This window comes from Bacillus sp. 166amftsu, assembly GCF_900107445.1.
Lineage (GTDB): Bacteria > Bacillota > Bacilli > Bacillales > Bacillaceae_G > Bacillus_A > Bacillus_A arachidis.
Window position 1 is genome coordinate 703,671 of sequence record NZ_FNQA01000002.1, and the last position, 25,415, is coordinate 729,085.

Below are 25,415 nucleotides of genomic sequence, written 5' to 3' on the forward strand. Positions count from 1 at the left end.
TAAACTACCTTCTACCTCTTTTTTATTGTGTAATTTTTTTATAATATGTAATCAATTAATTACTAAAATTAATTGATTACATGGATAAATCCATACAAAAAAATGACTAAACTAAGTTAGTCATTTTCTATACCCTTGCATCTATCTTTTCCTTATACACCTACATCTTCTACTTGTTCTTCCACTGGCCACTTTTCTAATGTGTAAGCCATCTCCCAAAATGAATATTCATATTGACTGCTAATTACAAAGTGTTGTTTCATTCGCTTACGATCAGCTTCTGTTACTGTTTCCGCAATCGCATCTAATCTAGCAATTTGCTCTTCTACTAAAGTACGGAACCAGTCAGAGCCATATGCGGAAATCCATTCTTGATAAATCGGTTCTTTAGGTTGACATTCTTTTAAACGTTCACCAATTTCATAATAAAGCCAATAGCACGGCAAAATTGCTGCGATAATATGCCCTAAATGTCCTTCATATGCAGCACGATACATATGTGATGTATATGCATAAGCAGTTGGAGCAGGAACGAATGATTCTTTTTCTTCCGCCGTAATACCTAGTTTTTTCGCAAAATTCTCATGTAGTGATAATTCAGCCTGATATGTATTTTGTGCATGGTGTGCCATACGAGCCGTTGTTTCTAATTCAATAGCTTTCGCTGCTCCTAACGATTGGACTCTTGCGAAATGACTTAGATAATATGAATCTTGCAGAACATAATAGCGGAAACTAGCTACATCTAATGTTCCATCTCCTAGTTTTGTAACAAACGGATGATTAAAACTTGCTTCCCAAATCGGATTAACTTCTTTACGTAATAACTGTGAAAATGACATGATAAACCCTCCCATAAACGTTTTGATTAAAACTTGCACCTACTTCAAATAGATGTACAAAATAAAAAAACTTTCTTTACACACGTAAAGAAAGTGGTTTGGACATCATCAATATTTTAATAAATATCCTCTTCTGTCACTTCCACTTCCCTACGCCAGTATTACCCAGATCAGGTCCTAAGGGTCTCAAAAATATATTTTTGATCTCAGCCTATATAGAGGCACCCCTAGTGGATCACATATAAACTATTTAACTCGATATTTATCATAACATATTCTGGAATACTATCAAATATGATTCATAAATTTAACACTTATAATATATAAGTGCACAAATGTTATCTATCTTCTACTAATCTCTCAATTTGCTCCTTCACATTTGAATTACAAATACCACCGTGATAACAAATTACCGTCTCTATATCAAATTCTAAAAATCTTCTAAGTGATTCTGTAGCTTTTTTCATGTCTGGCGTTGTGTGCGGAACAGGTCCTTTTAAGTTTCCATCAACGCATACCATCGCGTCACCCACAATTAATGTTTTATATTTTTCACTATATAAACTGATATGTCCTGGAGTATGTCCTGGAGTATGAATCACTTCGATACCCTCTAAAAATGGTAGTCTTTGTCCATCTTCTAATGTCCAATTTACTTTAGCTGTCGGCGGATTTTTATATAGTGCTTGCACAACATCTGGAAGTGCCGCCCATTTCTCTTCACTCATTTTATTTGGATCTCCTTTAATAAGGGGCAGCTGTCCTTCAATGTAAGGTTTGTCCAATTCATGGGCGTACACTTCAATAAAATGATCTGCTTTCTGCTGTAATTCAGGAAGACTTCCAATATGGTCTATATCTTGATGGGTTAAAATCACTGCTTGTAATTGTTCAAAAGGCACTCCAATACCAATCATCGTATCGCAAATCGCTTCTAATTGGCCCGGCATACCAGTATCGACTAATATAGCTTTTTTTCCATCCCAAAGTAATGTTGGATTTAATTCGAATTCTTGAATTTTTAATTTCAACACAGCTAGACCGTTTTCTATTTTCATATTACAAGTCCCCCTCGGTACATAAATTAGTGAAGTTATTTTACTTACTAAAATGTATCACGCCAAGGTTTTTAAATCAATTGTTAAATAATTGATAATAACATAAAAACATTTATTTGTCAATGTATTTTAATCTAAAACTAGATTTTTTCATCACACATCTTTTCGATACAAATTAATTAAGTCTTTCAGAGCTGCCGCTGCTGCTCCTCTTGGACTCGAGGCTCCCCCGATTGAAGTAACTTTCCCCATCGTATCAGTATGAAAAGTAATTCCTTTTTCCGTTCCATTTACATAAGCCAATGGATGTCCTTTCTCTATTTCACGCGGGCATACTTCAAGTTTCAGATTTCCTGAATGATCTTTATATACCGATCCAATTAGTTTCAAAGATTTACCTTGTTCTTTTGCTTTCAGTATATCTTGTTTCGTAATGCTCTCTATTCCTTTTATAGATATAGAATTTAATGAACACTCTGCTTGCAGCAGACTATTTGCCAATAATAAGAGTTTACATGCACTATCCATTCCACTTATGTCTAATGATGATTTTGTTTCAGCGATTCCTTTTTGCTGAGCTTGATACAATGCTTCCTCAAATGTTATATCTTCTTCGTACATCTTTGTAAGAATATAATTTGTCGTCCCATTTAAAATACCTTCTATACTCTCAATTTGACATCCAGCTAAACTAAATTGTCCAATATCTAACGTGGGGAGTGCAGCTGCAGTTGCCCCACCGTAACGAATGCTTGCGTTTGCTTGTGTTGCTTTTTCCTTTATTTCTTTCCACGCGGTAACAAGTGCTCCTTTCGAAATAGCTACTACATCCATATGGTTTTCAATCGCTGTTTCGATATACGTTCTTCCAGGTTCACCAGTTTGAAAATTAGTTGGTGTTGATTCTATTAATACATGACCAACAGGAATTTTTTCACTATTATCAAGTGGATAGCGGCTGAGATATTTCCCCAACGCATAAGAACCTGTACCATACGTTAATAATTCTTTTATATGTAAACCGTTGCCGTTATAGAGATTGACTGTACTTCCAATAACTCCAGTACAAACAAGTTCTATCCTGTACATCTCTTTTATATATGAAGCTTTCTCAAATACTAATCTTACAAACTCTTTTCCAACAGTTCCATATCCAGATATCACTATATTTATCCTCATATTATCACCTCAGGCTATTATGCTATTTTTAAAGTTAACTTCATTATACTCTGAAAGTACGCTGTGATTCACGAAGTAAAGCTCCCTCAAAAGAATTTGAAGGAGCTGTTACATTTCAATATAAATATGGATCCAGTTATTTTGGTAAATCTTTGTAACGTTCAAAAACAGGTAAAGTAAATTGTTCGTCCCCAATCATTACCATGCCGTTCGTAGGCCGTTTATTTTCTTCAGAGGAAGAACAGGCACTTAGGCTTGTTACGATTTTTTAACCATTTTTTCATTTCTTTCTTATAACCTCTACGTAAACATATACTACCATATTTTTTCTTACTTATTTTTAAGAAATCATTGCATGACTATTTTAATACTTCATTTCTTTTCCTATATGACAGGTGTCATTTGCTTTAACTGACACCTGTGCATACAAAATATTCCTTTTTAAAGATACAATAATGACAAAATCATAAGAAAAGAGGAAAATAATGAGTAATAACAACAAAAGAATTCGTTTGCTTGATATATTAAGGGGCTTTGCTGTATTAGGAACACTTGGTACAAACATTTGGATTTTTGCATATCTAGGGGATGTTTCTTATATCTTTACGTTCGATCATGCAATTTGGTGGATGTCAGTTAATGATTTCATTCGTCTATTCGTTCTATTTTTTGTGAACGGAAAACTTCTCGGTTTATTAACAATTATGTTTGGTATAGGACTTGAACTCAAATACCAACAATCTTTACGCAAAGGCAATACATGGCCTGGCGTTTACCTATGGACTTCTTTTGTACTTTTATTAGAAGGTTTCATTCATTTCACCTTAGTTATGGAATATGATATTTTAATGAGTTACGGAATAACCGCAATAATTGTTGCTTTTATTATTAAACTTGGTGACAAATGGATTAATCGAGCTATGAAAATGATAGGTATCTTTCACGGGACTGCTATGCTTTTCATTCTTGCTATATTTATATATTTAAAATTCATAGGAAGTAACATTTCACTAGGTAACGCTAATGAAATTATAACCCTTTATAGTGATGGAACTTGGTTTGAACAAATCCATTATCGCCTAACAAACTTTATCGCAAATCGACTAGAAGTAATTTTTGTTATCCCAATGAATATTGTCCTTTTCCTATTAGGAATACGTCTTATGCGCGCTGGCGCCTTCTCCCCTGATGAAAAAGGGAAAAGAATTCGTACAAAAATGCTTAACATCGGCATTATGATTGGTGTCCCTCTCAATCTGTTAATCTTTATTCCAGGCGGTATCTTTGATTTACCAGCTCGCTATTTATTTGCACCTTTCCTTTCTATTTTGTATATTGCATTGATTGCTAAAATGATAGAAAGATTTGAACACTTTTGGTTATGGCAGCGCCTTGAAAATGTAGGAAAAATGTCTCTTAGCTGTTATGTTCTTCAAAATATTCTTTCTTCCATTCTCTTTTACGGTTGGGGCTTTAGCCTTGGCGGGAAAATGAACTCATTATCGATTGTCTTTATTTGGCTTTGTATCTGCTTCTTTGAAATGTATTTCGCAACATTTTGGCTAGCAAGATTTAAATTTGGTCCAATGGAGGCCGCACGAAGATACACATCTGGTTTCATTAAGTAAAAATGATTCTTAGTGGGATTTCACCATTCTCACTAAGAATCGCTCTTTTTAAGATTTTGTGTACTTTACCATGAAATAGAACTTATTATAAAGTCTTATTCCATCTTAGTAGGAGGATAGTAAAATGTTTAAAAAAATTTATCCCCACGATCAAATTGAAAAGTACTTATACTTAGATATTATTTTTATTGTCCTTTTGATTTACAATGTAATTCGAGCAGAAACAACCATTAACTTATTCTTAAAAATTGTTCTTTTACTGCTCGTTTTGTTGTCTTTTTACTTCGCATTGTGGTATAGAGATTGGCGCCTTCTCTTTTCTAGTTTATTTAGCTGCGTATTATTTGCACTACTTGCAATATTCATCGAATCACGGCTACTTTTGTATGGTTTTGTCATCGGGAATTTATTAGGAAGAGCCCAATCTAAATTGTATATCAGCATCGGTACAGTAGGTATCGCAATGATGTTTTTTCTAGTTAGTTGGTATACCTTTGGTCAGCCTTTTTCCATATTAAAAACTTCTTTTCTTCTTGTCTTTATTCTTCAACTTATACAGCCATTTGTCATCCACGTCCGGGAAAAAGCAAAATCTTTACAAAAAGAACTAAGCGCCGCAAACTCTCAAATTGAAAGATATATCCAAGAAGAAGAAAGACACCGCATTGCCAGAGACCTTCATGATACACTCGGACAAACATTAACAATGATTAAACTGAAAAGTGAACTGACAATACGATTAATAGAAAAGGACACAACACAGGCGAAACAGGAATTAAATGATATTTTAGACACATCACGTTTTGCATTAAAACAAGTACGTGAACTTGTTACTGATATGAAATATATATCAATTGAAAGTGAATTAAATCACCTACGTGAGTTATTACGAACAGCCGGTATCCAATTCACAATTCATGCAACCGGAAACGCACCTTTGCTGACAAATGTTGCGGAAACAATGGTTGCCCTCTCTATAAGAGAAGCCATTACAAATATTCTAAGGCATAGCCAAGCAAACCATTGTACAATCGTTCAAAAAATGGATACAAAATGGTTTCAAATAAAAATACACGATGATGGGATTGGCTTTCAACATGATTCACTTGGATTTGGAGTTCAATCAATTCGGGAACGAATGAAGATGATACATGGCACAGTAGATATACATACATTAAGAAACAACGGCACAACGATAATTTTAAAGATACCTATTTCAACAAACCTAGTAAAATCAAATTAGTCTTGTAAAACGATACAAGAAAGGCGGCAGTAAAATGATTCGTATCGTAATTGCGGAAGATCAAAAGATGCTTCGCGGAGCCCTCGTTTCTCTATTAAAACTAGAAGATGACATTGAAGTGATTGCAGATGTTTCAAATGGGCTAGATGCTTGGAACATTATTACAAAACATCGACCCGATGTGTGTCTTCTCGATATCGAGATCCCCGACATTACTGGACTTGAAATCGCAGAAAAATTAAGAACTATTGGACATCCCTGTAAAATAATGATTGTTACAACTTTTGCTCGTCCAGGATACTTACAAAAAGCTATGGACGCAAAAGTGGAAGCATATTTACTAAAGGACGAACCAATTGAATTTCTTATTGAAGCGATTCATAAAGTAATGAATGGTGAACGTATAGTAAGTACAGATCTAGCTGCTACGCTGTTTTTAAAAGAAGATAACCCACTAACTGACCGTGAAGCAGAAATACTCCGTATGGTTAAAACTGGAATGACAACGAGAGAAATCGGTAAAACATTGTATTTAACAAACGGAACGGTTAGAAATTATTTATCATCCTCCATTCAAAAACTTGAAGCTGAATCAAGATTTCAAGCCATTCGTATTGCTGATGAAAAAGGTTGGATATGATGTAAGATGCGGTGTAGAAAAAGGGATGCTATTACATCCCTTTTCCTCCCTTTTAAAATACAAGTTTATTATTAGTTAATTTAAATATTATTTCTCATATCAAAAAATTCAGTGTTTTTGAAGTCTATTTTTTCCTTAGTGCAAATACTATAATCAAATGAAAACTACAAGAAAGGAATGGGATAACCAATGAAACAGCAAAAGCAATATTGGAACGAGGTCGCACATGAAAAGCAATTTACAACCCCTTTTCGATTTGATTTATTTCAAACACATGTAAAGCAAGGAGCTACTATTTTAGACTATGGATGTGGCTACGGAAGGACATTACGCCAGTTAAGAAAAGCACATTTTCCCAATCTTTATGGCGTTGATTTCTCAGAAGAAATGATTAAACGAGCAAAATTAGACGATACAAGTATTCATTTTAGTGTCGTTGAAGATAAAAAACTAGCATTTTCTGATAACTTTTTTGACTCTGTACTATTATTTGCAGTACTAACTTGTGTTCATAGTAACGAAGAACAACAAGAAATTTTAGATGAAATTAAAAGAGTCTTAAAACCTAATGGAGTGGTCTATATTAATGACTTTCTATTAAATCAAGATGATCGTAATGTAAAACGATACGAACAATTCTATCAAAAGTATGATGTATACGGTGTATTTGAATTACCAGATGAAGCTATTTTGCGTCATCATAGTGAAGAGCGAGTAAAGGAATGGATGAGGGATTTTAAACAACTAGCATATGAGAAAGTAGAGTATACTACAATGAATGGAAATCGATCTAATGGGATAGTTTGTATGGGAAAGTTAATAAAATAAAGTATTTAGCAATTTAAAAAATATTGGTTTTATAAACTAACCGATGATGAATGTCCAAAAACCTATACGCGATAACATCTTTACAAAAATGCAGTAATCTTTCAGTTACATTCTTAAGAACATAAGGGTTCGTAAATACAAGTCCTTATGTTCTAGTTATGTTATTAAAAAAATATTTAACTCTTTTTCACGTTCAAGCTTGTTGTAAAATACTCGATTCCCCTTCTTCTTCTTTTTTTAACTGTGATCTATTTACCATTCTACTTAGTCTTGAAAATCTAATAATGATACCATTTTTTCAACACCTATTACATGTATAAGTAAAGGTATCCTCGGACCACTCGGTTGATTGAGAACAAGTCTATAAATGATTTTAAAAAGTAATTTTTGATTCTCTTTCATTACCTTTTTATTTTCATTCTGACAAATTGCATAAATATGTTCCATTAAATTGAGATTATTTACATTCGTACGAACTATTTCACAAACTTCCAAGACCCATTTTTTCTGTATGTCTTCTAATAATTCGTAAAAATCCCAATCTTTCTCTTGGTTCACTTCAATCATTTTTTGAGGCTGTAAATTTCGAATCCAGTGTTCTACACGGTTACTTATTTTCATGATGTCAATCAAGCTATAGTCTGCATCTGTTTTTGCTAATACTTCCTGTAAAATTTGATTATCAAAATTCACTAATGGTAAGATACCTGCTACTTGATTAAACTTTGGTAGTCTAGCTTTTTCAGTATTCGTTCTTGAAAGCTTCAATGCACCACATAAATCTTCATTATTTAACATTTTATTTTGATAACATTCCGTGTACCTTTCATACTCTGTATAATTGCGAAGTACATCCTCATCCATACCAATATGGAATGTAGCATTTGGTTTATATTTTGAAAACATAAATAGAATGACTTCTGGCACATACACATTCAATAACTCACTTGGAGTAATTATATTCCCAGCAGAACTAGACATTTTTTGATTGTCACCTTTTATTCCGATAAAATCATAGGCAACATAATGTGGTGCCTCATAATGAAAGATTTTTCTAACTATCTCCTTCGAAACATTATAACTACCTGTTTCAGCTGAATGATCTCTACCTCCTGGTTCAAAAATCACATCTTCCATCATCCATCTCATCGGCCAATCAATTTTCCAATTTAATTTTATATGACTCGTTTGCATTATTGATAATACATTGCGATTCCCACACTCACATTCATATTGGATTGTTTCCAATGTTTCATCAAAATTTGTTATTTTTGTTGAATCTTTGCAGCATTGCTTACAATATAGTGTAATTGGATAAAAAGTTTTTCGCTCATCTTCGGACGATTCGCTCGTTTTAAATTTCATTAATATATCGTAGATTTCTTTTCTTCTTTTTAATGAGTGTAGTATATGTTGATTATATCTCCCAGTTCTATATTCTTCATGTTGATAAATAAACTCTACTTCAATTCCAAAAGCCTCCAACGATTTTTCAAATTCTTTTTCAAAATGCTCTGCATACGATTTATGACAACCATATGGATCTGGAATATCACAGTATGGCATACCTATATACTTCTTAAATGATGGATCAATGTTTTTCGGAACTTTTCTAAACCGGTCATAATCATCCCATGAAAATATAAATCGTGTCTTTTTGCCTAAATCTTGAAGTGCTTTTACAACAAAGTAAGTCGTAATGATTTCTCGAAAATTACCTATATGAACAGAACCGGAAGGACTAATTCCAGATGCGCATACAAATGTTTCTTTATTTGGATATTTTCGAATCAGTTCATGTGCTATTTGATAAGCCCAATGCATGTACAATTCACCCCTATGAAATTTAATATTTATTTTCTACCTTCTTTTTCAAAATAAAAAAACTCCCACCCCCAAGATTATTCATCTTGAGGACGAGAGTTGTTTACTTCGTGGTACCACCTCAGTTTATTAATATGTCACCATATTAATCTCTTCAGGTACGGCTCAATTCGCTTATACCCTATCTCTATAACGGGAGAACCCGCCGCATCATCCCTAAATTAATTAGTTCCTTGCGAAGCTCCAAGTCTTTTTTCATTAAGATTCTTACTCCTCCTTCTCAGCTACCGGAGTTCTCTGTATGCAATCATTCTTAACTACTCTTCTCTTCATTGCTATTTTTGTTATAAGTTATTTTTACATATAATAATTTACTACACTTTTATTGTCAAATTTTTCTGAGACAAAGGGTGTATGCCCCCTTTCAACGAATGTATATAGGTTAGCTTTTTGGAAAGGAGAAAAATACATTGTTAGAAAAATTAGAATTAGTTGTCGATGCACGAGCAAGTTTAGGAGAAGGCCCTTGTTGGGATGAACAGAAACAACTACTATACTGGGTTGATATTCTCGAAAAAAAGTTATTTATATATAACCCGGCTACAAATAGTAATCGCGAAATTTTATTTGACCAACAAATCGGGTGTGTCGTTTCAGATACATCCGGTGGGATGATATTAGCAATGAAGCAGGGTTTTCATTCTCTTAATCTTGAAACAGAGGAACTGAAGCACATTCATGACCCAGAACCTCATCTGCTGGAAAATCGCTTTAATGATGGAAAGTGTGATCCTGCCGGACGATTTTGGTCGGGCACTACCGATTTATATGGAGTCAATACAGCAGGTTCTTTATATTTCTTAGATACTGATTTTAGCGTAAAAAAGCAATTAAATAATGTAAATACATCCAACGGCTTAGCTTGGTCACCTGACCATCGGTATCTTTACTTCATTGACACGCCTACTAAAAAAGTCACTCGTTTTGATTATGATATACACACTGGAACAATTAGTAACCCAATTGATATCATTAGGATTCCTAATGACGAAGGATTACCTGATGGTATGACAATTGATGAAGAAGGTTGTTTATGGATTGCACATTGGGGCGGCGCTAAAATCACAAGATGGAATCCAATGACTGGTGAAAAGATTTTAACAGTGCCAGTTCCAGCACTCAATGTAACTTCATGTACATTTGGAGGATCTAACTTAACAGAATTATACATTACTACTGCCCGAACAAGAATGAATCCAAATCAATTAGAAGTGTACCCATATGCTGGTGGCGTATTCCGAATAAAAACACAGGTGAAAGGCTGTCCTACTTATCAGTTTAATCATAAGAAATCACAGAAAAAAATGAATCGAGTAACAGACAATAGAAGTAAATTTCCCCACTGAAATGATGATAAATATACTTAAGAATACATATAAGGAATGGAAAGAACTCCATATAAAAGTAAAAATCATTATCATACAACATCATGTGTAATGGAAAGTACATTCAATTCAAAACAAATACGATAACCTTTATAGGGTACAATTTCTTGTAACTTCTTTGTTCATTCCCTATAGGTAATACGTTTCTTTTTTTCTTTATAGGCTCGAGCTTTAAAGCGTTGTTCTTTTTATTCGGCCGTTAGTTTATAAATAACAACACGGACAGGAAATTTATAATCTCGACCAACATAAGCTAGTAGAATCTCATATAATTCACCGGGTTGTAATTGTTGCATGATTTCTTCTAGAGCTATGTTGAAAAATTGAGAGTTCTTTTTTAAAACGCCATTTTTAAAATACATAGCGGTTACATTCTTTTGATAAAGCTTTGTATTCATTTTTAATCTTGAAAGATAATAAGTTCCCTTTTGTTGGATAGCATCAAAATCAGATAAACTAAAATAGCCTAAATCTCGAATACATAGATCTTGTAAATCTACTGTTGATTGAATTTCTCTTCCATAGTTCACATCGTTTTGTTTACCAGGCGCAATCTGAACATGCAGAAATTGGCCACTTAATAAATCATATTCTAATTGGATCTTTACATCAGACGCTTTTCCACTTCCACCGGAACCAGGATATACAGTGGACAACATGTCTGAAACATCACCCCAAATAGTAGAAAAGGTATAAGTACCCATACACATCCATTAACAATTTAATAGACTGAGCATATAAAGTAGTATAATACCTCAAAAAATTAAATAAACAAATTAGGAGTGTTATATCATGCCATTTGGAATTGATGTGAGTCACCATGAGGGAAATATTGATTGGAACGAAGTAAAGAATAATCCAAATCAAGTAAACTTTATGATTGCAAAGGTAACAGAAGGTTCTGAGCAAGGCACCAATTTTGTCGACCCAACCTTTCAATACAATATCAATGGTGCAAATAGTGTTGGCATCCTTACAGGAGCTTATCACTTTTTTCGGGCAATCTCTGTTAATGATGCAAGACAAGAGGCTGCTTTCTTCATTAAAAATTTACAGAGCGTAACATTAACTGCACCTGTATTTGTCGATGTAGAAGTTAATGATGCAAATTTAGATCCGGATACATTAACAGATGCTGTGAATGCATTTTTAACAGAATTGAAAAATGCAGGGTATATAAATACCGGCGTTTACAGCAATCTATATTTCTTTCAAAATAGTCTAAACGTTTCACGCTTACAAGATACTTTATTGTGGGTTGCACGTTATAATCCAAGAGGGGCAGGAATGGAATGTGATATTTGGCAATACACAGATACCGGAAGTGTACAAGGCATTAATAGCAATGTCGATTGCAATATATCCTATGTGGATTTGGATAACGGAAATAATAACAACAATGGACCTAATAGCTCCTATATAGGAATTGCTACTATCGCAGGTGATAATGTGAATTTACGAGATCAACCTTCTATGAGTGGCAATGTCATTGGAACATTGCATCGTAACGAGTCCTATAAAGTATTTTACGAACAACATGGCTGGTTAAACTTAGGTGGGAATGAATTTGTTTTTTATGATCCTAGTTATATTTGTTACTGTAACTATATAGGGATTGCTACAATTACAGGCGATAATGTAAATTTACGAGATCAACCTTCTATGAGTGGCAATGTGATTCGAACATTACATCATAACGAAGCTTATAAAGTATATTACGAACAAAATGGATGGCTAAACTTAGGTGGAAACCAATTCATTTACTATGACCCTAGCTATATCGATTATCAATTACTTTCTGCATGTTCCGATTGTTAAATAGTGGACAACCTCTACTAGGGGCAACTGAGATACGTGCATCTCAGCTGCCTCTCTCCTTTTTACTCTACACCTTCTTCTGCTAAGATATCAGTTTCTAGATTTTCTCTTGATAATTCATCTGTCATAAAAAATAGATTCTAACCTTGAAATCCAATTATTTTTTGCTCCCTTAATAAGATGCTCAATTACCCATAAAGAGTTTATTCTTTCTGGACTATTAGGATAGTTTATTAGGGGATCGCCGCATGTCCATCAAGCTATTATTTTGAGGTATCCTCATTTTTTCGTATTGAAGAACAATATGTTTCTTAACTTGATAGCAATAGGGTACGGCAACAATTCTTTCTTTTTGGAGCCATAAAAAAACAGATAGCATTCAAAGAACATATTGAATACGATCTGTTTTTATTTTTTTACATAAAGAACATTGAGACTGTTTATATTCTTATCAGTCAGATGGTTTACTAAAACATCATCATAACAGTAACAGATAAAATGTCCTATATTTAATCAATATACGAATGCTTTTGACGAGTTTTCCTCTAACAAACTAGAGTTATAATTAGGCGCTAGTACAATGTTTGTATACGTTCCTGTACCTGAAAGGTACTTGTACCTATGTTTTAACCCTGCTGGAATAAAAACAGATGCAGGACTCTCAATGATTTGTAATTCTTCTTCAATTTCCACTTCACATATAAGACCTGTACCATCTACTCTATTCCCCCAGAAAATAAAAGCACTATCACAATGATGTGCGTGAGTATCTACATGTCCCGCTAAGTTCTCATCCATATGGTTGTCATAAAATACACGTTGTATGACATAAAATGAAGCACGTTCATCAGTTCTATAATCCATCTGTACCCAACGTTCTCCTGGACCATCGCGATGGTATAAAAGTTCAGATGCTCCCTTTACAAATGGTTTACTAATTCGAAAAGACTTTGAAAGCTGAGGTCCTTTTCTTTCCATGTTTTTTTGTTGCATCCTCCGTACTCTTCCTATCATTTCAGGTTGAACACCTTCATAGGCAGAAGAATTTTGCTTAACGGCTTTTTTATGATATGGTGCGGTATGGGTAAATACATTTTTTCCAATAATCGGTCTCCAATGATCTACCTTACAACCGGTTGCCAATTGAAGAGATTGGGTTAATTCGGGAATCATTTTTAGTTGAAAGTATTGATTATATTTTTGAGATAACAATACTGATAAATTTAGTAAATCAACAATCCCGGCCCGTTCACCTATTCCACACAAAGTCGCGTCAATGACAGATGCTCCGGCATCAATAGCAGCAAGAGCATTTGCCATTGCTAGCCCTAAATCATTATGAAGATGAACTTCAATTTCACAAGGGAATGCCTCAACAGCCTTTTTCACGATTTCCGCACAATGACTCGGCTCCCAAATTCCTACAGTGTCTGCTAAACTAATTCGATTTGCTCCAGCTTCATACGCAACTTCTCCAAGGTGGGAGATATCCTCCCATGCAGTTCGTGAGGCATCTTCAATCGTAAATCGGATTTTCATTCCTAAAGATTTAGCCTCTTCAATCGCTTGTTTCACTTGATTTACAACGTAATCTTTTGATCGATTCGTATACTTTGTTTGTAAAGAAATAGGATTGATAGACGCCCAAATCCCTACCCAATCAGCCCCAGCACGATAAACCGCATGAACTTCTTCTTTTTTCGCACGAGCATGCATCAATATGTCAGCTTGCTTTGCAGAGGCGGCAACTTCCCTGCAAATTTCTTCTTCTTCTTTAGAAATGCCTGGATGTCCAACCTCAATAAGGGGTACTCCGAAATTTTCCAACATATGAAGTAGTGTAATTTTGTCTTCCTTAGAAAAACGAACACCACATTGTTGTTCCCCTTCACGTAAAGTTGCATCTAATATTGTTATGTGCTTGTTCATTTCTTTTTTCCTTCTTTCATTTCTATAAAGTTTAATACTTGTTCAAATAGGATGGAATGATTTTTTTCATAAACAGCCCAGTGTGTTGCATCAGGGATAACAACTTCTTTTTTTTGTTTTGCCCCTGTTAATTTTGACATCATATTTCGATCTGCAAATAGATCATCTTCTCCATAAATGACAAGTACTGGAGCAGTAATCTTAGATACATCATATAAAGGACGATTATTCCAAATAGAATATAAATCTTCTAGTGGACCGACGGGTCGACGGATCATTTGATTGTTGTTCTCACTCATAGGATCCGAATTGATAAATACTTGTTTTACGGCATCCATCGCTTCATTTGTAACGATTTTTTTATTTCCCATCATCATATGCCAATGATGCATTCCTTTATCAAAGTCCACCATTTGATAGGCTGATGCCTCAGGATTAAATTGATTAGGTTGTAATGGATTTTCAAGAGGTTTTGTCATCATAGGTAGCTCGAATCCATGCGTATATCCGTATAGAATGATTTTGTTAATATCTTGAGGATGGGTTATCGCATAATTACCAGCAACAACGCCTCCATATGACCATCCAACGATATGAATTTTTTTCACATTTCTCTTCTTTTTGATCCAAGTTACGACTGTTTCTAGATCCTTTGTCGCATCATTCAAATGAATAACCGGGCGATTTTTGGAAGGAGGTTCTGACATTTCTTGAGGGTGAGAAGAATGACCAAACCCTCTGAAATCCATAGCCCAAGTATCATACCCTTTTCTAGCATACTCATCCATCCACGAATATTTTGGTACATCAAATGCTTGAGCAGTCGGTACACTAAATGGTTCTAAAAATAAGATTACTTCATCGGATGTATACTGTTTTTTATTATTTAAGTTTTTATGAAGTAAATGTAATTTTTCTTCTCCTTGCTGAATTTCTAATTTTTCTTTTACCACTTTAGAAGTTTGAGCGTTTTGAGAAGTTTCTGTACTATTAAAGCAACCCGACATAAGAATTATCAAAAATAAACCTACTAAACTAATATGTGTCCATTTTATCTTCATTTAGAATGTTCCTTTCATTTCATAGAAACAATAGTTATTATTCCAGCAGCAATAATTAATCCTGCCGGTAACCCTTTTGTAAATAATACGGCAACAAGAGTCCCTACTAAGACACCTAACAAAATCGTAGGGTTCATAGTTAAAACTCCTACTCCTTTTCCTCCTATGTATGACACAGTAAAACCTGCTAGAATGGAACCTAAGCCGATAGGAGAAGTAATTAATTTTATTACGCTTTCACTTGTAATCTTTCCAGATGTAATTGGCACTAAAAGGAAGAGCATGAGAAAGAAAATACCAATTGGAAAAGAATATTGTTGAATAAGATGTAATAAAGTTCTTTGTCCAACAGCAAGTAAAACGCCTAATAAACAAGCCACACCAGCTAGCGCATAATCCTTTACAAGCAGAGAAAGTATAACAATAATTCCAAGTAACAAAAAAGGAAGCATATTCTCTTACCTCATCTATAATGTTGTATAATCCCAACTATCATTTTCAGGTGCAGATACATGTACCATATTTTGATTGGAAAGATTAATTTGTATTAGATTTGGACTTATGACAGGTTTTAAATCTTCTCGATTTATTATAAATTTAAATGCTTCAAAGCTTGCTAGAATACCTACAATATTTGCAACAGGAGACAGTACAGTCCATGGAAGATCTTTTTGTACGTAACTATTTGCCCATTTCTCATCCGCACCATGCTTGACAGAATGAAGAGCACGTCCATTTTTTAATTCATGAATTATATTTTTCATTTCTGGTGTTAGTTCTTGCTGATAAGATGGATATCCTAATGCAATTTCATAGGGTACAGAGTCAGGAGTTAAAGACATCACGCCACCTCTAAAAGGAGGTGTAACTGCAATCCATATAGAAGGAATCCCTAATATCCTGGCTGTACGATGGATAATGACTCTCGCTACTAAATTATCAGTTGCATCTATAATGAGATCTGTATTTTTCAGAAGCTCTAACGCATTCTCTTCGGTAACAAATTCTTTTGTTACGTCTACTTGTAATAAGGGATTAATGTCCTTTAAAACTTCTAAAGCGACGTCTGCTTTAGATTTTCCTAATCTACTAATAGAACTTAGCATTTGTCGATTGATATTGCTTGTTTCAAATACATCTTGGTCAATTACATGTAGAGAACTTACGCCCATTCTTGCCAGTTGGATGAGTGTAATTCCTCCTACCCCCCCTGCTCCAACTACAGTAACGCGAGCATTTTTTAATTTTTCTTGCTCTTCTACAGAAATAACACCAATATTTCGCGTGAAACTTTCTTCATACATCTTTTGCGTATCTTTATTTTTGGTTAACATATTATTTTCCTCCTACAGCGTTTTATAATCCCAACCATCCTTTGGGGCTTCTTTTACTTGAACAGGGATATGACTATCCATATCAATAACAATTCCTTTAGGCGCTCTAGCTAGAGGTTCACGACCAGTTAATACTTGTATTGCTTCATGAAAACTAAATAGGGATAATAGATGAGCACGCATTGGTGTAATGATCCATCCCACTTTTCCATCACAAAAATCTTGTGCCCACTTTTTTGGTGCCCCTTTTTCTACAGAATACCAAGCACGACTTTTCTTTATATCCGCAACTTGTTGTCTTAATTCTGGATTTGTTAATTTATGTCCTACAATTGATACATTCAATGCTTCTTCATAAGGAACTCCTGTTGGGAAGAATGTAGAAACAAACCCTCTTGTAGGAGGACTACCTGACATCCCTACACTTGGTATACCTAATTCTCTAGCAGTTCTATGAATAATAACTCTTGAAGGCATATCATCAACAGCTTCTACTACAATATCGTGCCCTTTTATAAGTTCGGTTACATTATCTTCATCTACTTTTGTTTGTAAGAAGTTTGTTGATATATAGGGATGTATATCTTTCACTACCTGTTCTGCAACTTTTGCTTTTGGTTCACCTACAACACTAGAAAGCGCTAACATTTGTCTGTTAATATTAGAGACTTCAAATTCATCTGGATCAACACCAGTAATATGTCCAACCCCCATCCGAGAGAAGAGAATTGCTTCATATCCTCCTACCCCACCTAATCCAAAAATAATGACCTTCTTATTTCGAAGACATTCTTGTTCCTGTTCAGAATATACACCAATATTCTTCTTGACCATTTCCCAATAATATGAATCCATATCCATTTTGTAGTCTCCCTTATATGTAGTAACTATTTTGAGTAATAATACTTACCAAATAATCCTTATATATAAAGTAAGATAAAAATATGTTACTTTTGTGAGTTATTTGTAAAAAAATTAAAAATTTTCACCCCTTATTGCGATTAAAAGCTGCAAATTAGATTAAAAATAGCCACAATCTTTTCTAAAACAGATTGTGGCTATTTTTAGTGACCCCAAAAGAATGGATCGTTGCTATACCCCCTTATTGTTCAAAACTGTAATCAACAAAAAAAGCCCACCCCTAATTTCATATGTAAAGTGGTGGGCAATCTATTTTGATTTACTTTAAAAGTATGGACAATCCAACTCATTAATTGACTCCCAAGGTGTATTTTCTACACATTCGGTATTTTTGTTCTTTCTCCTGATTACGTTTCTTAAAGGATTTACTTCGATTTTAAACATAGAAGTAGGTTCAACATACGTAAAGAAAACATGATCACTTGGTAAAGTTTTAGATACATCAATATCTCCTACTTGTTTAAACAATTGCTCGGCGCCATATAAAAAAAATCTCGTTATATCAGATTGCTTATTAATCCAAGCTAGCATCTCAGGAGATACAGATTTATTTAAATATACTTTTACCCGATCGCCACATTTATACCTCTTACACCGCATACTCACACCAGCTAACTAATTGTTAAGTTTGTAAATCCTAATTCTTTTTGTTTATGTTCTCTATATCGCGGTGAACATGTATAAACTAATAATCCGCGTGCATTTGTAAAAAGAGGATTATCTACAAATATCACATTTTTTAAACGGCCTTTTTGTTTTAAAATAAGTTCCAAACTATTTTTAATGATAACCGCGCCTCCACCATAGATAAATACATATGGATCATCTTTCATATCATCAATTTTATTAATAATATCTGTCGCAACCCGTGCAGCTAAGCCTAGAAGTGCTTGTTGGGATTCTGCTACTAATAGTGCATGCCTTGGGTGTTTCTCATATAAATAAATTTGATTGAACTCTGTAATACTATCTATTGTTTTTGTTGGATACTTCCGATTCCATCTCGTAATTATTTGTAATAAGGTTTCTTTCACACCGTATGACAGCCCTTTACTTAATTGCGGTCTAAAATTCACTCCAAACGAAACGACTTCTTCGGTTGTCCCCGCTCCTATATCAAATGATAATAATGTTTTGTCAACGAAATCTATCTCAGTCGTTGAATTTTTTTCACCTTCCACTTTATGTTTTAAGACATTTCCATCTTCATCGTATATAATCCCCCAAGTACCAGATGCACCTTCAGGTAAACATTTGCAAAACTCAATGGAGACATTTACCGTTACATCTCTTCCGTTCGGATAATGAAAAATAACTTTATGATTTCCCATATAACGGTTAGCGTTTTCCGATGCAATTTCTTGTGTAATAATTTGCATTGGAAGAGCAACTGATAAATCGTAACGAATATTAATATGATCCAATTTGGGACTATGACGCATAGCACTAATTGCTAAACCTGATAAAATCGTTAATACCATTAATTCATCTGTAGATTTATCAGATTTTTTCTCAATCTCTGTTCCTTTTAGCTGATCATTAATCACTTTCTGCCCCACAATATAACGCACGTTGTTTAACATAAGAGATGGGGAACAAATTGTTACATCAATATGTTTTTCAATTTCAGAAATCGGTACATCCTCTTCGTCTAATAAACCTGTAGGCTCCCCAATATATAGTGAATAAATACTTGGAATATAAATCGGCTGTTGCCCTTTCACCATTAGTTTCAATCCGTTATTTCCAGCATCTGCACCAGCTTTTAACAGTGTGGACATATATACCCCCTGATTTTATCTGACATCCCTTCCAAATATATGCGAACATTAACTTTTACATTCAAATTAGAGTGAAATCTTTTTTTAGCTTCTAATACATTACTAAATTATAATGTAAAGAATCACTATAAATTCCATCTTTGTGTAAAATGTATTTGACATTACCCTCTACCAATTTTATACTATTAATTTGTAAAGAGTTTTTTACAGTTAGTGAGTAAGGAGGGACTATATTGAATCAGAAGAAGTTTATTTTTCTAATTTCTGTACTATCATTGCTTGGGGTATTCATACATGGTACATATAAATATATAACTGAGGGAGCGATTTTAGGAGGAACGATTTGGGGAGCTTCTTTAATACTTAGTTATTTAATCAATCATATTACATGGGGCGATCCAAACGGCGTTTCAAAAGAAAGTCAAGATGAAATGGGACAACAAATTACATATAAAAGTTTCAAAATTGGATATTTTGTATTAGTCATTATTATGTTTATTTTATTGATTTATTCAGAAGGATTTTCGACCTTATATTCACTTGATAATATTCAAAATCTCCCTTTATTTATTGCACTTTGTTCTTCATTCATTGTTATTCCACTAGTAGAATTTATTGTTTCAAAACGATATCAATAAATGTAAATAAAAAGAGAAGGCGTTTTTTCTTCTTTCTTTTGTTCACAGCCAACGATTAAGCTTAAGCAAAGACTATGACTATAAACTATACATACGATTTTCTTTTTCATAATTGCAACTATCCCCCTCTTAAATATTATTACATCATATATTCCGCTTTCAATAAGCTGAATATTAACAATCAACAAAAACACCCCGTGTTCCTATAACACGGGGTGTTTCTTACCTTTTCAGATGATTATTCGATTGATCCTCTTGTTCTTTTCTTAATTCATTTTCTTCATCCTTCGGTAATTGTTTATCATTAGCTTTAATCGGATTTGTTTCCTTATTTTCTATCAAATCATTTGGTACTTGTGGCATAACACGTCCAACAATTGCAGCAAGTTCTTCAAGAATTCCTTCGCCAGTATTTCCACGCTTAATTTGATTCCCCATTTGCTTTAATCGTTCATACGTATCAATATCAGCCACAACAACTGCATTTGCACCATTTGGATCATGTTTTAAGCTTTCAGCTACAGAATATTTGATGGACTCTACGCGAGAGCGATCCAATTTCGCTTTTACATCTATACCAACAACAGCGTATTTCCCTATAACTACCGCAGTTGCATCTTTCACCCCTGGTATACTAGAGGCTAAAGATGCTAAATGATCTGCAACCTTTTCATTGGGTTTATTATTATTTGCCTGATAATTAACATTTCTCATGGAAATATTTTTTTGCTCTGGTTTTTCTTGAGCATTATTTTGCTTCCCGATGCTACATCCTGTAACAGCTAGACAAATCATAAGCATGTATATAAGAATTTTCATTATTTTCACCACTTTATCATTGATGTTTAGTCATAAACTTTTTCTACAGCCTGCATCTTTTTCACTTTTTCTTCCGTTCCGTCATTTGCATTAATAAAAATTTGATACGTATCTTTTCCTAATGTTCCAACAAACTCATAACATAAAACTTCTTTATGAGTAGCATTCACAATAATCGCTTTACGTTCTTCCATTACTTTCACATCTGGATTGATTTTCTTTCTCGCATCAGCAGCTGTTAATTTTGCAGCTGGAATGGTCCGTTTTTGATGAGATGCTAAATATTCTTTTGCCGAAAAACCAACAATCGATCCATCATCTAAGGCAATTTTCATTTGAATCGCTTCTGGATAAATACGCACATCATTCTCATTCACAACGTACGTAAACACACCAATATTATCATATTGTGAACTATCGAAGAGCTCCATATTAGTAAACTTATGGTCCTTTAAAAAGGTTAATCCTTTACTTCCTGCGTCATGTAAACTGATTTTTTGTTCCTTAATTTCACGGTTATTCATTACCCATATTGGATATCCACCTTTTTCGGTAATATCCATATAAAATTCATTCTTTGTTTTAGGATCTTGAATCTTTACACTATAAAATGATTCTTTCGCACCTTTACCACTTTTCTCAACTTCTACTTTTTCATCGCCTTTTAAATTTAAAAATGATTTTGCAATTTTTGCCGCTTCATCTTTTGAAATCGCTTTGCCTGTTGCTTCAAAGCCACCTTTTTTCGCCTTTTGCATACTTGTGAAAGTTGGACCAAAATTATCTGAAGAATAGGATGTTACATTTTTCTCAACCGTCTTAAGCCCGTCAATAATCGTGTTATCCGCTGGATCTTTATCTGAAGCAAGCGCAAGTTCTACATCCATCCAACGTAAATTATTTTTTAAGACAAGATGTTGTACTTTCCGAAGTTCGTCTTGAATATCAGCTGCATTAGAATATAAACCTTGCAATGCTTTATATTCTTGATCGTTTAAAGGCTCTTTCTCTAAATCACGAATTGCAGTACGATAACTAAAATCACCAATATTCGCGAGAAATTCTTCTGTTTTATTAAACGGCATTAATGTTAAAGGAAGTTGTCCTACATCAGAACGGGCTTCTGATGTTAAACGCCATACATCAGCTAATGCCGGTGATAACGATGTTCGCGAGTTCATTGCGAGTGTTGTTCCAATTTTATCGTGTAATAAATCAACCTCATATGCTAGATCATGGAAAGCACGCTGATAGCTGTTTTCTGCCCGGATTAAAACTGCATTCTTTTCTTGGTGTTCTTTATAGCCCCAATACCCAGTTCCAACTACGCCGATTGTTAACAATACAATTATGATACCTCTTAACATTTCTTCACCTCCACTCTATTTACAGAAAATATGTTTGCCGATTTTTTTAATTTGTGGTCGACTCCAAATCCATTTACTCGTTGCAGTATCTGGATTGAAATAATAAAGTGCATTTCCAGTAGGATCCCAGCCATTAATCGCATCTAATACAGCTTTTTTCGCAGTTTCATTCGGTGTTAAATAAATTTGACCATCAGCAACTGCTGTAAAGGCACGTGGTTCAAAAATCACCCCAGATACTGTATTTGGGAATGATGGACTCGTTACACGATTCAAAATAACTGCCGCTACTGCAACTTGTCCTAAATATGGTTCACCACGAGATTCACCATATACTGCGTTCGCCATTAATTGAATATCATTTTGTGAGTAACCATTTGGCACATTTGTACCTTTATTTTGAGTTGGCTTGCTACCTTGTCCACCACCTGTGTTTCCTTTATTAGCAGTCGATTTCTCGTACTTTGTTGCTTTCGCAAGCATTTGCTTCGTCTTCGCTCCCGCTAAGCCATCTACAGGTAAACCAAACTTTTGCTGGAAATTTCGTAGTGCCCAATATGTACCCCAGCCAAACACACCATCTACTTTTCCTTTATAAAACCCGTTAGATTTTAATCGCGACTGTAATTCAATGACATCTTCTCCAGAGGCACCTCTTTGAATTACTTGATTAGAAAAAGCTTGCACATTTCTTGTTTGCCCACTACTTACAATTACAGATATACCGATTAATACAAATAAAATCAGTATTTTAAAAATTGCGGTAGAACGCATATAATTCCCTCCTTATTTGCAGTGATGATTTCATGGTTATGTTTTGTAAATAAAACTCTTTTATGTAATGAAGACAAAAAAATCCAAACTTATATGATTTAGACAGCATGTACACAATAAGAAAAACGGCTAAAAGGAGTTTATTATGAAGCGTATTTTTACATGTTTCGTATTAGGAAGTGTATTTGCTACAACATATTGCAATATATATATGCACTCATCAGTTGTTCACGCTCAACCACCATATGCAAAATGGGGTAAACTTGCGGTAGAAAAAACGAAAGAAAAATATCCAAAAGCGCAAATTATTGATTACCTTCATATTGGAAGAAAACCAAAGACAGTAAATGTAACAACAGAAAAATTTAAATTATGGCTGCGTGAAGATGGAAAGGAATATGGCGTTTTTGTTGATGTAGAGTTTGATACAAAAACAGAGAAATTTTTGAAGATTATATTTCAGAAAACCAGTAGATAACATGCATTGGCTTTCAATCAAAAGTAAAAACCCCTCTGTTGACAAATGTTAAACAGAGGGGTTTTTACTTTTAGAATAGACATATTAAATTTTTTGGAATCTTAAAGATCGATTTCCTAGGGTTTTTACAAGTACACAAATGAATCCAATTGCGATCCCGATTCCTACACTATATAAAAAGACACTTCCGTAACCATTTATTCTTGGATCCAAGAACAAATATGAGTGCCAATTAATAAGAGCTCCTTGTATTAAACTATAAATTACATATAATAGCGGAAATAATAGCCAACTTACCGCATGTTGCCATTTAATTTCTTTCGTTTGGGGATTTAGAGCCATGCCCATCAAGTTAAGAAAATAGATTACCGCATACCCATCAAGCTAACCAGAAATCTTACATTTTTGTAATATTAGAGATTACAGGTCGTATTTTTGAATATTTTGTGTATTATGTTTATAATAAATTCTTTCACACAAAGGAGATTATACCTATGTCATTTGAACAAACATTAGAAAAGTATGCTACTCTTGCAGTAAATGTCGGTGTTAATATTCAGCCTGGACAAATATTATCTATTAATGCGCCACTTGAGGCAGCTCCATTTGTCCGCCTTGTTACAGAAAAAGCATATAAATCAGGCGCAAAGCATGTATATGTAGATTGGAACGATGAAGTATTAACACGTTTAAAATTTGACTTAGCTCCTGAAGAATCATTCTCAGAATTCCCTGCTTGGAAGGCGCATGCACGTGAAGAGCTTGCAAAAGAAGGCGCTGCATTTATGTCTATCTATGCAGAGAATCCAGATCTATTAAAAGGTGTAGATGCAAAGCGAATTGCAAGTTCTCATAAGGTTGCTGGAGAAGCAATGGAAGTATACCGCGGTTATTTACAAGCAGATAAAGTAAGTTGGTGTGTGATCTCTGTTCCTACGAAAGAATGGGCAGCAAAGGTGTTCCCTGATGTTACATTAGAAAAGCAAGAAGAAAAGCTATGGGATGCAATTTTCCAAGCAACTCGTGCAAATCTAGAGAATCCTGTGGAATCATGGAAAAAACATGATGAAACATTACATAAAAAAGTAGATTATTTAAATGAAAAACATTATAAGGCGCTTCATTATACAGGTCCTGGAACAGATTTAACAATTGAACTTCCAGAAAAACATGTATGGGCTGGAGCTAGTAGCTTAAATGAAAAAAATGTACCATTTATGGCTAACATTCCAACAGAAGAAGTATTTACATTGCCATTAAAAACAGGTGTAAATGGGCAAGTATCAAGTACAAAACCATTAGCATTTGCAGGTAACATTATCGATAACTTTACACTTACATTTGAAAATGGACGCATTGTAGAATATAAAGCTGATATTGGTGAAGAAGCATTAAAACATTTAGTTGAGACAGATGAGGGTTCTCATTTCTTAGGAGAGGTTGCATTAGTACCTCATGATTCACCAATTTCTAATACAAATATTTTATTCTATAATATGTTATTTGATGAAAATGCATCTTGCCATTTAGCAATTGGGCATGCCCATGCAACTAACTTAATCGGTGGTAAGACAATGACAAAAGAAGAACTTGCAGAAAATGGGGCAAACTCTAGTATTATACACGAAGACTTTATGATTGGTTCTGCCAAGCTTAATATTGACGGCATTACAGCAGATGGCACACATGAACCAATTTTCTGTAAAGGAAACTGGGCGTTTTAATAATAAGTCAGGAAAAAAGTACTGTCTCCTGAAAGAAGGCAGTATTTTTTAAATTTTGGCTATGTTTTAAATAGATGTTGAAAA

At 34.2% G+C, this 25,415-nt stretch carries 25 protein-coding genes, 1 riboswitch and 1 other annotated feature; of the genes, 9 read left to right on the top strand and 16 right to left on the bottom strand.

Features of this window, described 5'->3' with window-relative positions; genetic code table 11:
* Positions 1–152 precede the first annotated feature (152 nt).
* The 3 genes from tenA to BLV40_RS10390 form a co-directional block, all read right to left on the bottom strand.
* Positions 153–842, bottom strand: a complete 690-nt coding sequence (gene tenA / locus BLV40_RS10380) for a thiaminase II (protein WP_090689587.1) — start codon at positions 840–842, stop codon at positions 153–155.
* A 130-nt stretch (positions 843–972) separates the two neighbouring features.
* A riboswitch (TPP riboswitch) is annotated at positions 973–1,081 on the bottom strand.
* 99 nt (positions 1,082–1,180) lie between these two features.
* Positions 1,181–1,900 carry an MBL fold metallo-hydrolase gene (locus tag BLV40_RS10385; protein ID WP_090689589.1) on the bottom strand — a complete coding sequence of 240 codons (720 nt, stop codon included), beginning with the start codon at positions 1,898–1,900 and terminating at the stop codon, positions 1,181–1,183.
* 153 nt (positions 1,901–2,053) lie between these two features.
* The gene (locus tag BLV40_RS10390) at positions 2,054–3,079 is read right to left on the bottom strand and encodes a homoserine dehydrogenase (protein WP_090689591.1); all 1,026 of its coding nucleotides are present in this window, start codon (positions 3,077–3,079) and stop codon (positions 2,054–2,056) included.
* Between the two features lie 485 nt (positions 3,080–3,564).
* Between BLV40_RS10390 and BLV40_RS10395 the strand changes: the two genes are divergently transcribed.
* The 4 genes from BLV40_RS10395 to BLV40_RS10410 all read left to right on the top strand — a co-directional run bounded on the left by BLV40_RS10395 (position 3,565) and on the right by BLV40_RS10410 (position 7,418).
* The gene (locus BLV40_RS10395) at positions 3,565–4,707 is read left to right on the top strand and encodes a DUF418 domain-containing protein (RefSeq protein ID WP_090689594.1); all 1,143 of its coding nucleotides are present in this window, start codon (positions 3,565–3,567) and stop codon (positions 4,705–4,707) included.
* Positions 4,708–4,831: 124 nt separating this feature from the next.
* Entirely contained in the window at positions 4,832–5,950 is a 1,119-nt protein-coding gene (locus BLV40_RS10400; RefSeq protein WP_090689597.1) for a sensor histidine kinase, read from the top strand.
* Between the two features lie 34 nt (positions 5,951–5,984).
* Complete coding sequence (locus BLV40_RS10405) at positions 5,985–6,590, top strand: response regulator transcription factor (protein ID WP_026590961.1); 606 nt, start codon at positions 5,985–5,987, stop codon at positions 6,588–6,590.
* A 189-nt stretch (positions 6,591–6,779) separates the two neighbouring features.
* Positions 6,780–7,418, top strand: a complete 639-nt coding sequence (locus tag BLV40_RS10410) for a class I SAM-dependent methyltransferase (protein WP_090689599.1) — start codon at positions 6,780–6,782, stop codon at positions 7,416–7,418.
* Between the two features lie 264 nt (positions 7,419–7,682).
* Here BLV40_RS10410 and lysS read toward each other — a convergent pair whose 3' ends face one another.
* A complete protein-coding gene (gene lysS, locus BLV40_RS10415) occupies positions 7,683–9,242 on the bottom strand; it encodes a lysine--tRNA ligase (RefSeq protein ID WP_090689602.1) in 1,560 nt (519 codons plus the stop codon).
* An 85-nt stretch (positions 9,243–9,327) separates the two neighbouring features.
* Positions 9,328–9,584: a binding site (T-box leader), on the bottom strand.
* Between the two features lie 128 nt (positions 9,585–9,712).
* Between lysS and BLV40_RS10420 the strand changes: the two genes are divergently transcribed.
* On the top strand, positions 9,713–10,648 hold the full coding sequence (locus BLV40_RS10420) for an SMP-30/gluconolactonase/LRE family protein (protein ID WP_051588551.1): 936 nt from the start codon (positions 9,713–9,715) through the stop codon (positions 10,646–10,648).
* Between the two features lie 227 nt (positions 10,649–10,875).
* Here BLV40_RS10420 and BLV40_RS10425 read toward each other — a convergent pair whose 3' ends face one another.
* The gene (locus tag BLV40_RS10425; RefSeq protein WP_026590963.1) at positions 10,876–11,346 is read right to left on the bottom strand and encodes a transposase; all 471 of its coding nucleotides are present in this window, start codon (positions 11,344–11,346) and stop codon (positions 10,876–10,878) included.
* Positions 11,347–11,479: 133 nt separating this feature from the next.
* Between BLV40_RS10425 and BLV40_RS10430 the strand changes: the two genes are divergently transcribed.
* On the top strand, positions 11,480–12,505 hold the full coding sequence (locus tag BLV40_RS10430; RefSeq protein ID WP_090689604.1) for a GH25 family lysozyme: 1,026 nt from the start codon (positions 11,480–11,482) through the stop codon (positions 12,503–12,505).
* Between the two features lie 513 nt (positions 12,506–13,018).
* On the opposite strand, the gene BLV40_RS10435 is transcribed toward BLV40_RS10430, so the two are convergent.
* From BLV40_RS10435 to BLV40_RS10465, 7 genes are all read right to left on the bottom strand, one after another.
* Positions 13,019–14,434 (bottom strand): homocitrate synthase/isopropylmalate synthase family protein, encoded by a 1,416-nt coding sequence (locus BLV40_RS10435; protein WP_090689606.1) that lies wholly within the window; start codon positions 14,432–14,434, stop codon positions 13,019–13,021.
* On the bottom strand, positions 14,431–15,495 hold the full coding sequence (locus BLV40_RS10440) for an alpha/beta fold hydrolase (RefSeq protein ID WP_090689608.1): 1,065 nt from the start codon (positions 15,493–15,495) through the stop codon (positions 14,431–14,433). The genes BLV40_RS10435 and BLV40_RS10440 overlap by 4 nt, the downstream gene beginning before the upstream one ends.
* 14 nt (positions 15,496–15,509) lie before the next feature.
* On the bottom strand, positions 15,510–15,947 hold the full coding sequence (locus tag BLV40_RS10445; protein ID WP_090689612.1) for a DUF441 family protein: 438 nt from the start codon (positions 15,945–15,947) through the stop codon (positions 15,510–15,512).
* 15 nt (positions 15,948–15,962) lie between these two features.
* Positions 15,963–16,829, bottom strand: coding sequence for a HesA/MoeB/ThiF family protein (locus tag BLV40_RS10450; protein WP_090689615.1), 867 nt, complete (start codon positions 16,827–16,829; stop codon positions 15,963–15,965).
* Between the two features lie 12 nt (positions 16,830–16,841).
* Positions 16,842–17,690, bottom strand: coding sequence for a HesA/MoeB/ThiF family protein (locus tag BLV40_RS10455; RefSeq protein ID WP_026590969.1), 849 nt, complete (start codon positions 17,688–17,690; stop codon positions 16,842–16,844).
* A gap of 324 nt (positions 17,691–18,014) precedes the next feature.
* On the bottom strand, positions 18,015–18,350 hold the full coding sequence (locus BLV40_RS10460) for a hypothetical protein (protein WP_026590970.1): 336 nt from the start codon (positions 18,348–18,350) through the stop codon (positions 18,015–18,017).
* A gap of 11 nt (positions 18,351–18,361) precedes the next feature.
* A complete protein-coding gene (locus BLV40_RS10465) occupies positions 18,362–19,531 on the bottom strand; it encodes a ParM/StbA family protein (RefSeq protein WP_090689618.1) in 1,170 nt (389 codons plus the stop codon).
* A 233-nt stretch (positions 19,532–19,764) separates the two neighbouring features.
* On the opposite strand from BLV40_RS10465, the gene BLV40_RS10470 reads away from it, so the two are divergent.
* Positions 19,765–20,169 carry a hypothetical protein gene (locus BLV40_RS10470; protein WP_090689621.1) on the top strand — a complete coding sequence of 135 codons (405 nt, stop codon included), beginning with the start codon at positions 19,765–19,767 and terminating at the stop codon, positions 20,167–20,169.
* A 222-nt stretch (positions 20,170–20,391) separates the two neighbouring features.
* On the opposite strand, the gene BLV40_RS10480 is transcribed toward BLV40_RS10470, so the two are convergent.
* From BLV40_RS10480 to sleB, 3 genes are read right to left on the bottom strand one after another with little or no spacing between them, the layout of a single operon-like run.
* The gene (locus tag BLV40_RS10480; protein WP_026590973.1) at positions 20,392–20,988 is read right to left on the bottom strand and encodes a YhcN/YlaJ family sporulation lipoprotein; all 597 of its coding nucleotides are present in this window, start codon (positions 20,986–20,988) and stop codon (positions 20,392–20,394) included.
* A 26-nt stretch (positions 20,989–21,014) separates the two neighbouring features.
* A complete protein-coding gene (gene ypeB, locus BLV40_RS10485) occupies positions 21,015–22,355 on the bottom strand; it encodes a germination protein YpeB (RefSeq protein WP_026590974.1) in 1,341 nt (446 codons plus the stop codon).
* Positions 22,356–22,370: 15 nt separating this feature from the next.
* Entirely contained in the window at positions 22,371–23,129 is a 759-nt protein-coding gene (gene sleB, locus BLV40_RS10490) for a spore cortex-lytic enzyme (protein ID WP_026590975.1), read from the bottom strand.
* A 145-nt stretch (positions 23,130–23,274) separates the two neighbouring features.
* On the opposite strand from sleB, the gene BLV40_RS10495 reads away from it, so the two are divergent.
* The gene (locus tag BLV40_RS10495; protein ID WP_090689625.1) at positions 23,275–23,607 is read left to right on the top strand and encodes a YqzG/YhdC family protein; all 333 of its coding nucleotides are present in this window, start codon (positions 23,275–23,277) and stop codon (positions 23,605–23,607) included.
* Between the two features lie 84 nt (positions 23,608–23,691).
* On the opposite strand, the gene BLV40_RS28525 is transcribed toward BLV40_RS10495, so the two are convergent.
* The gene (locus BLV40_RS28525) at positions 23,692–23,973 is read right to left on the bottom strand and encodes a Pr6Pr family membrane protein (protein WP_280138896.1); all 282 of its coding nucleotides are present in this window, start codon (positions 23,971–23,973) and stop codon (positions 23,692–23,694) included.
* Between the two features lie 128 nt (positions 23,974–24,101).
* On the opposite strand from BLV40_RS28525, the gene BLV40_RS10505 reads away from it, so the two are divergent.
* Entirely contained in the window at positions 24,102–25,331 is a 1,230-nt protein-coding gene (locus BLV40_RS10505) for an aminopeptidase (protein WP_090689633.1), read from the top strand.
* Positions 25,332–25,415: the final 84 nt, after the last annotated feature.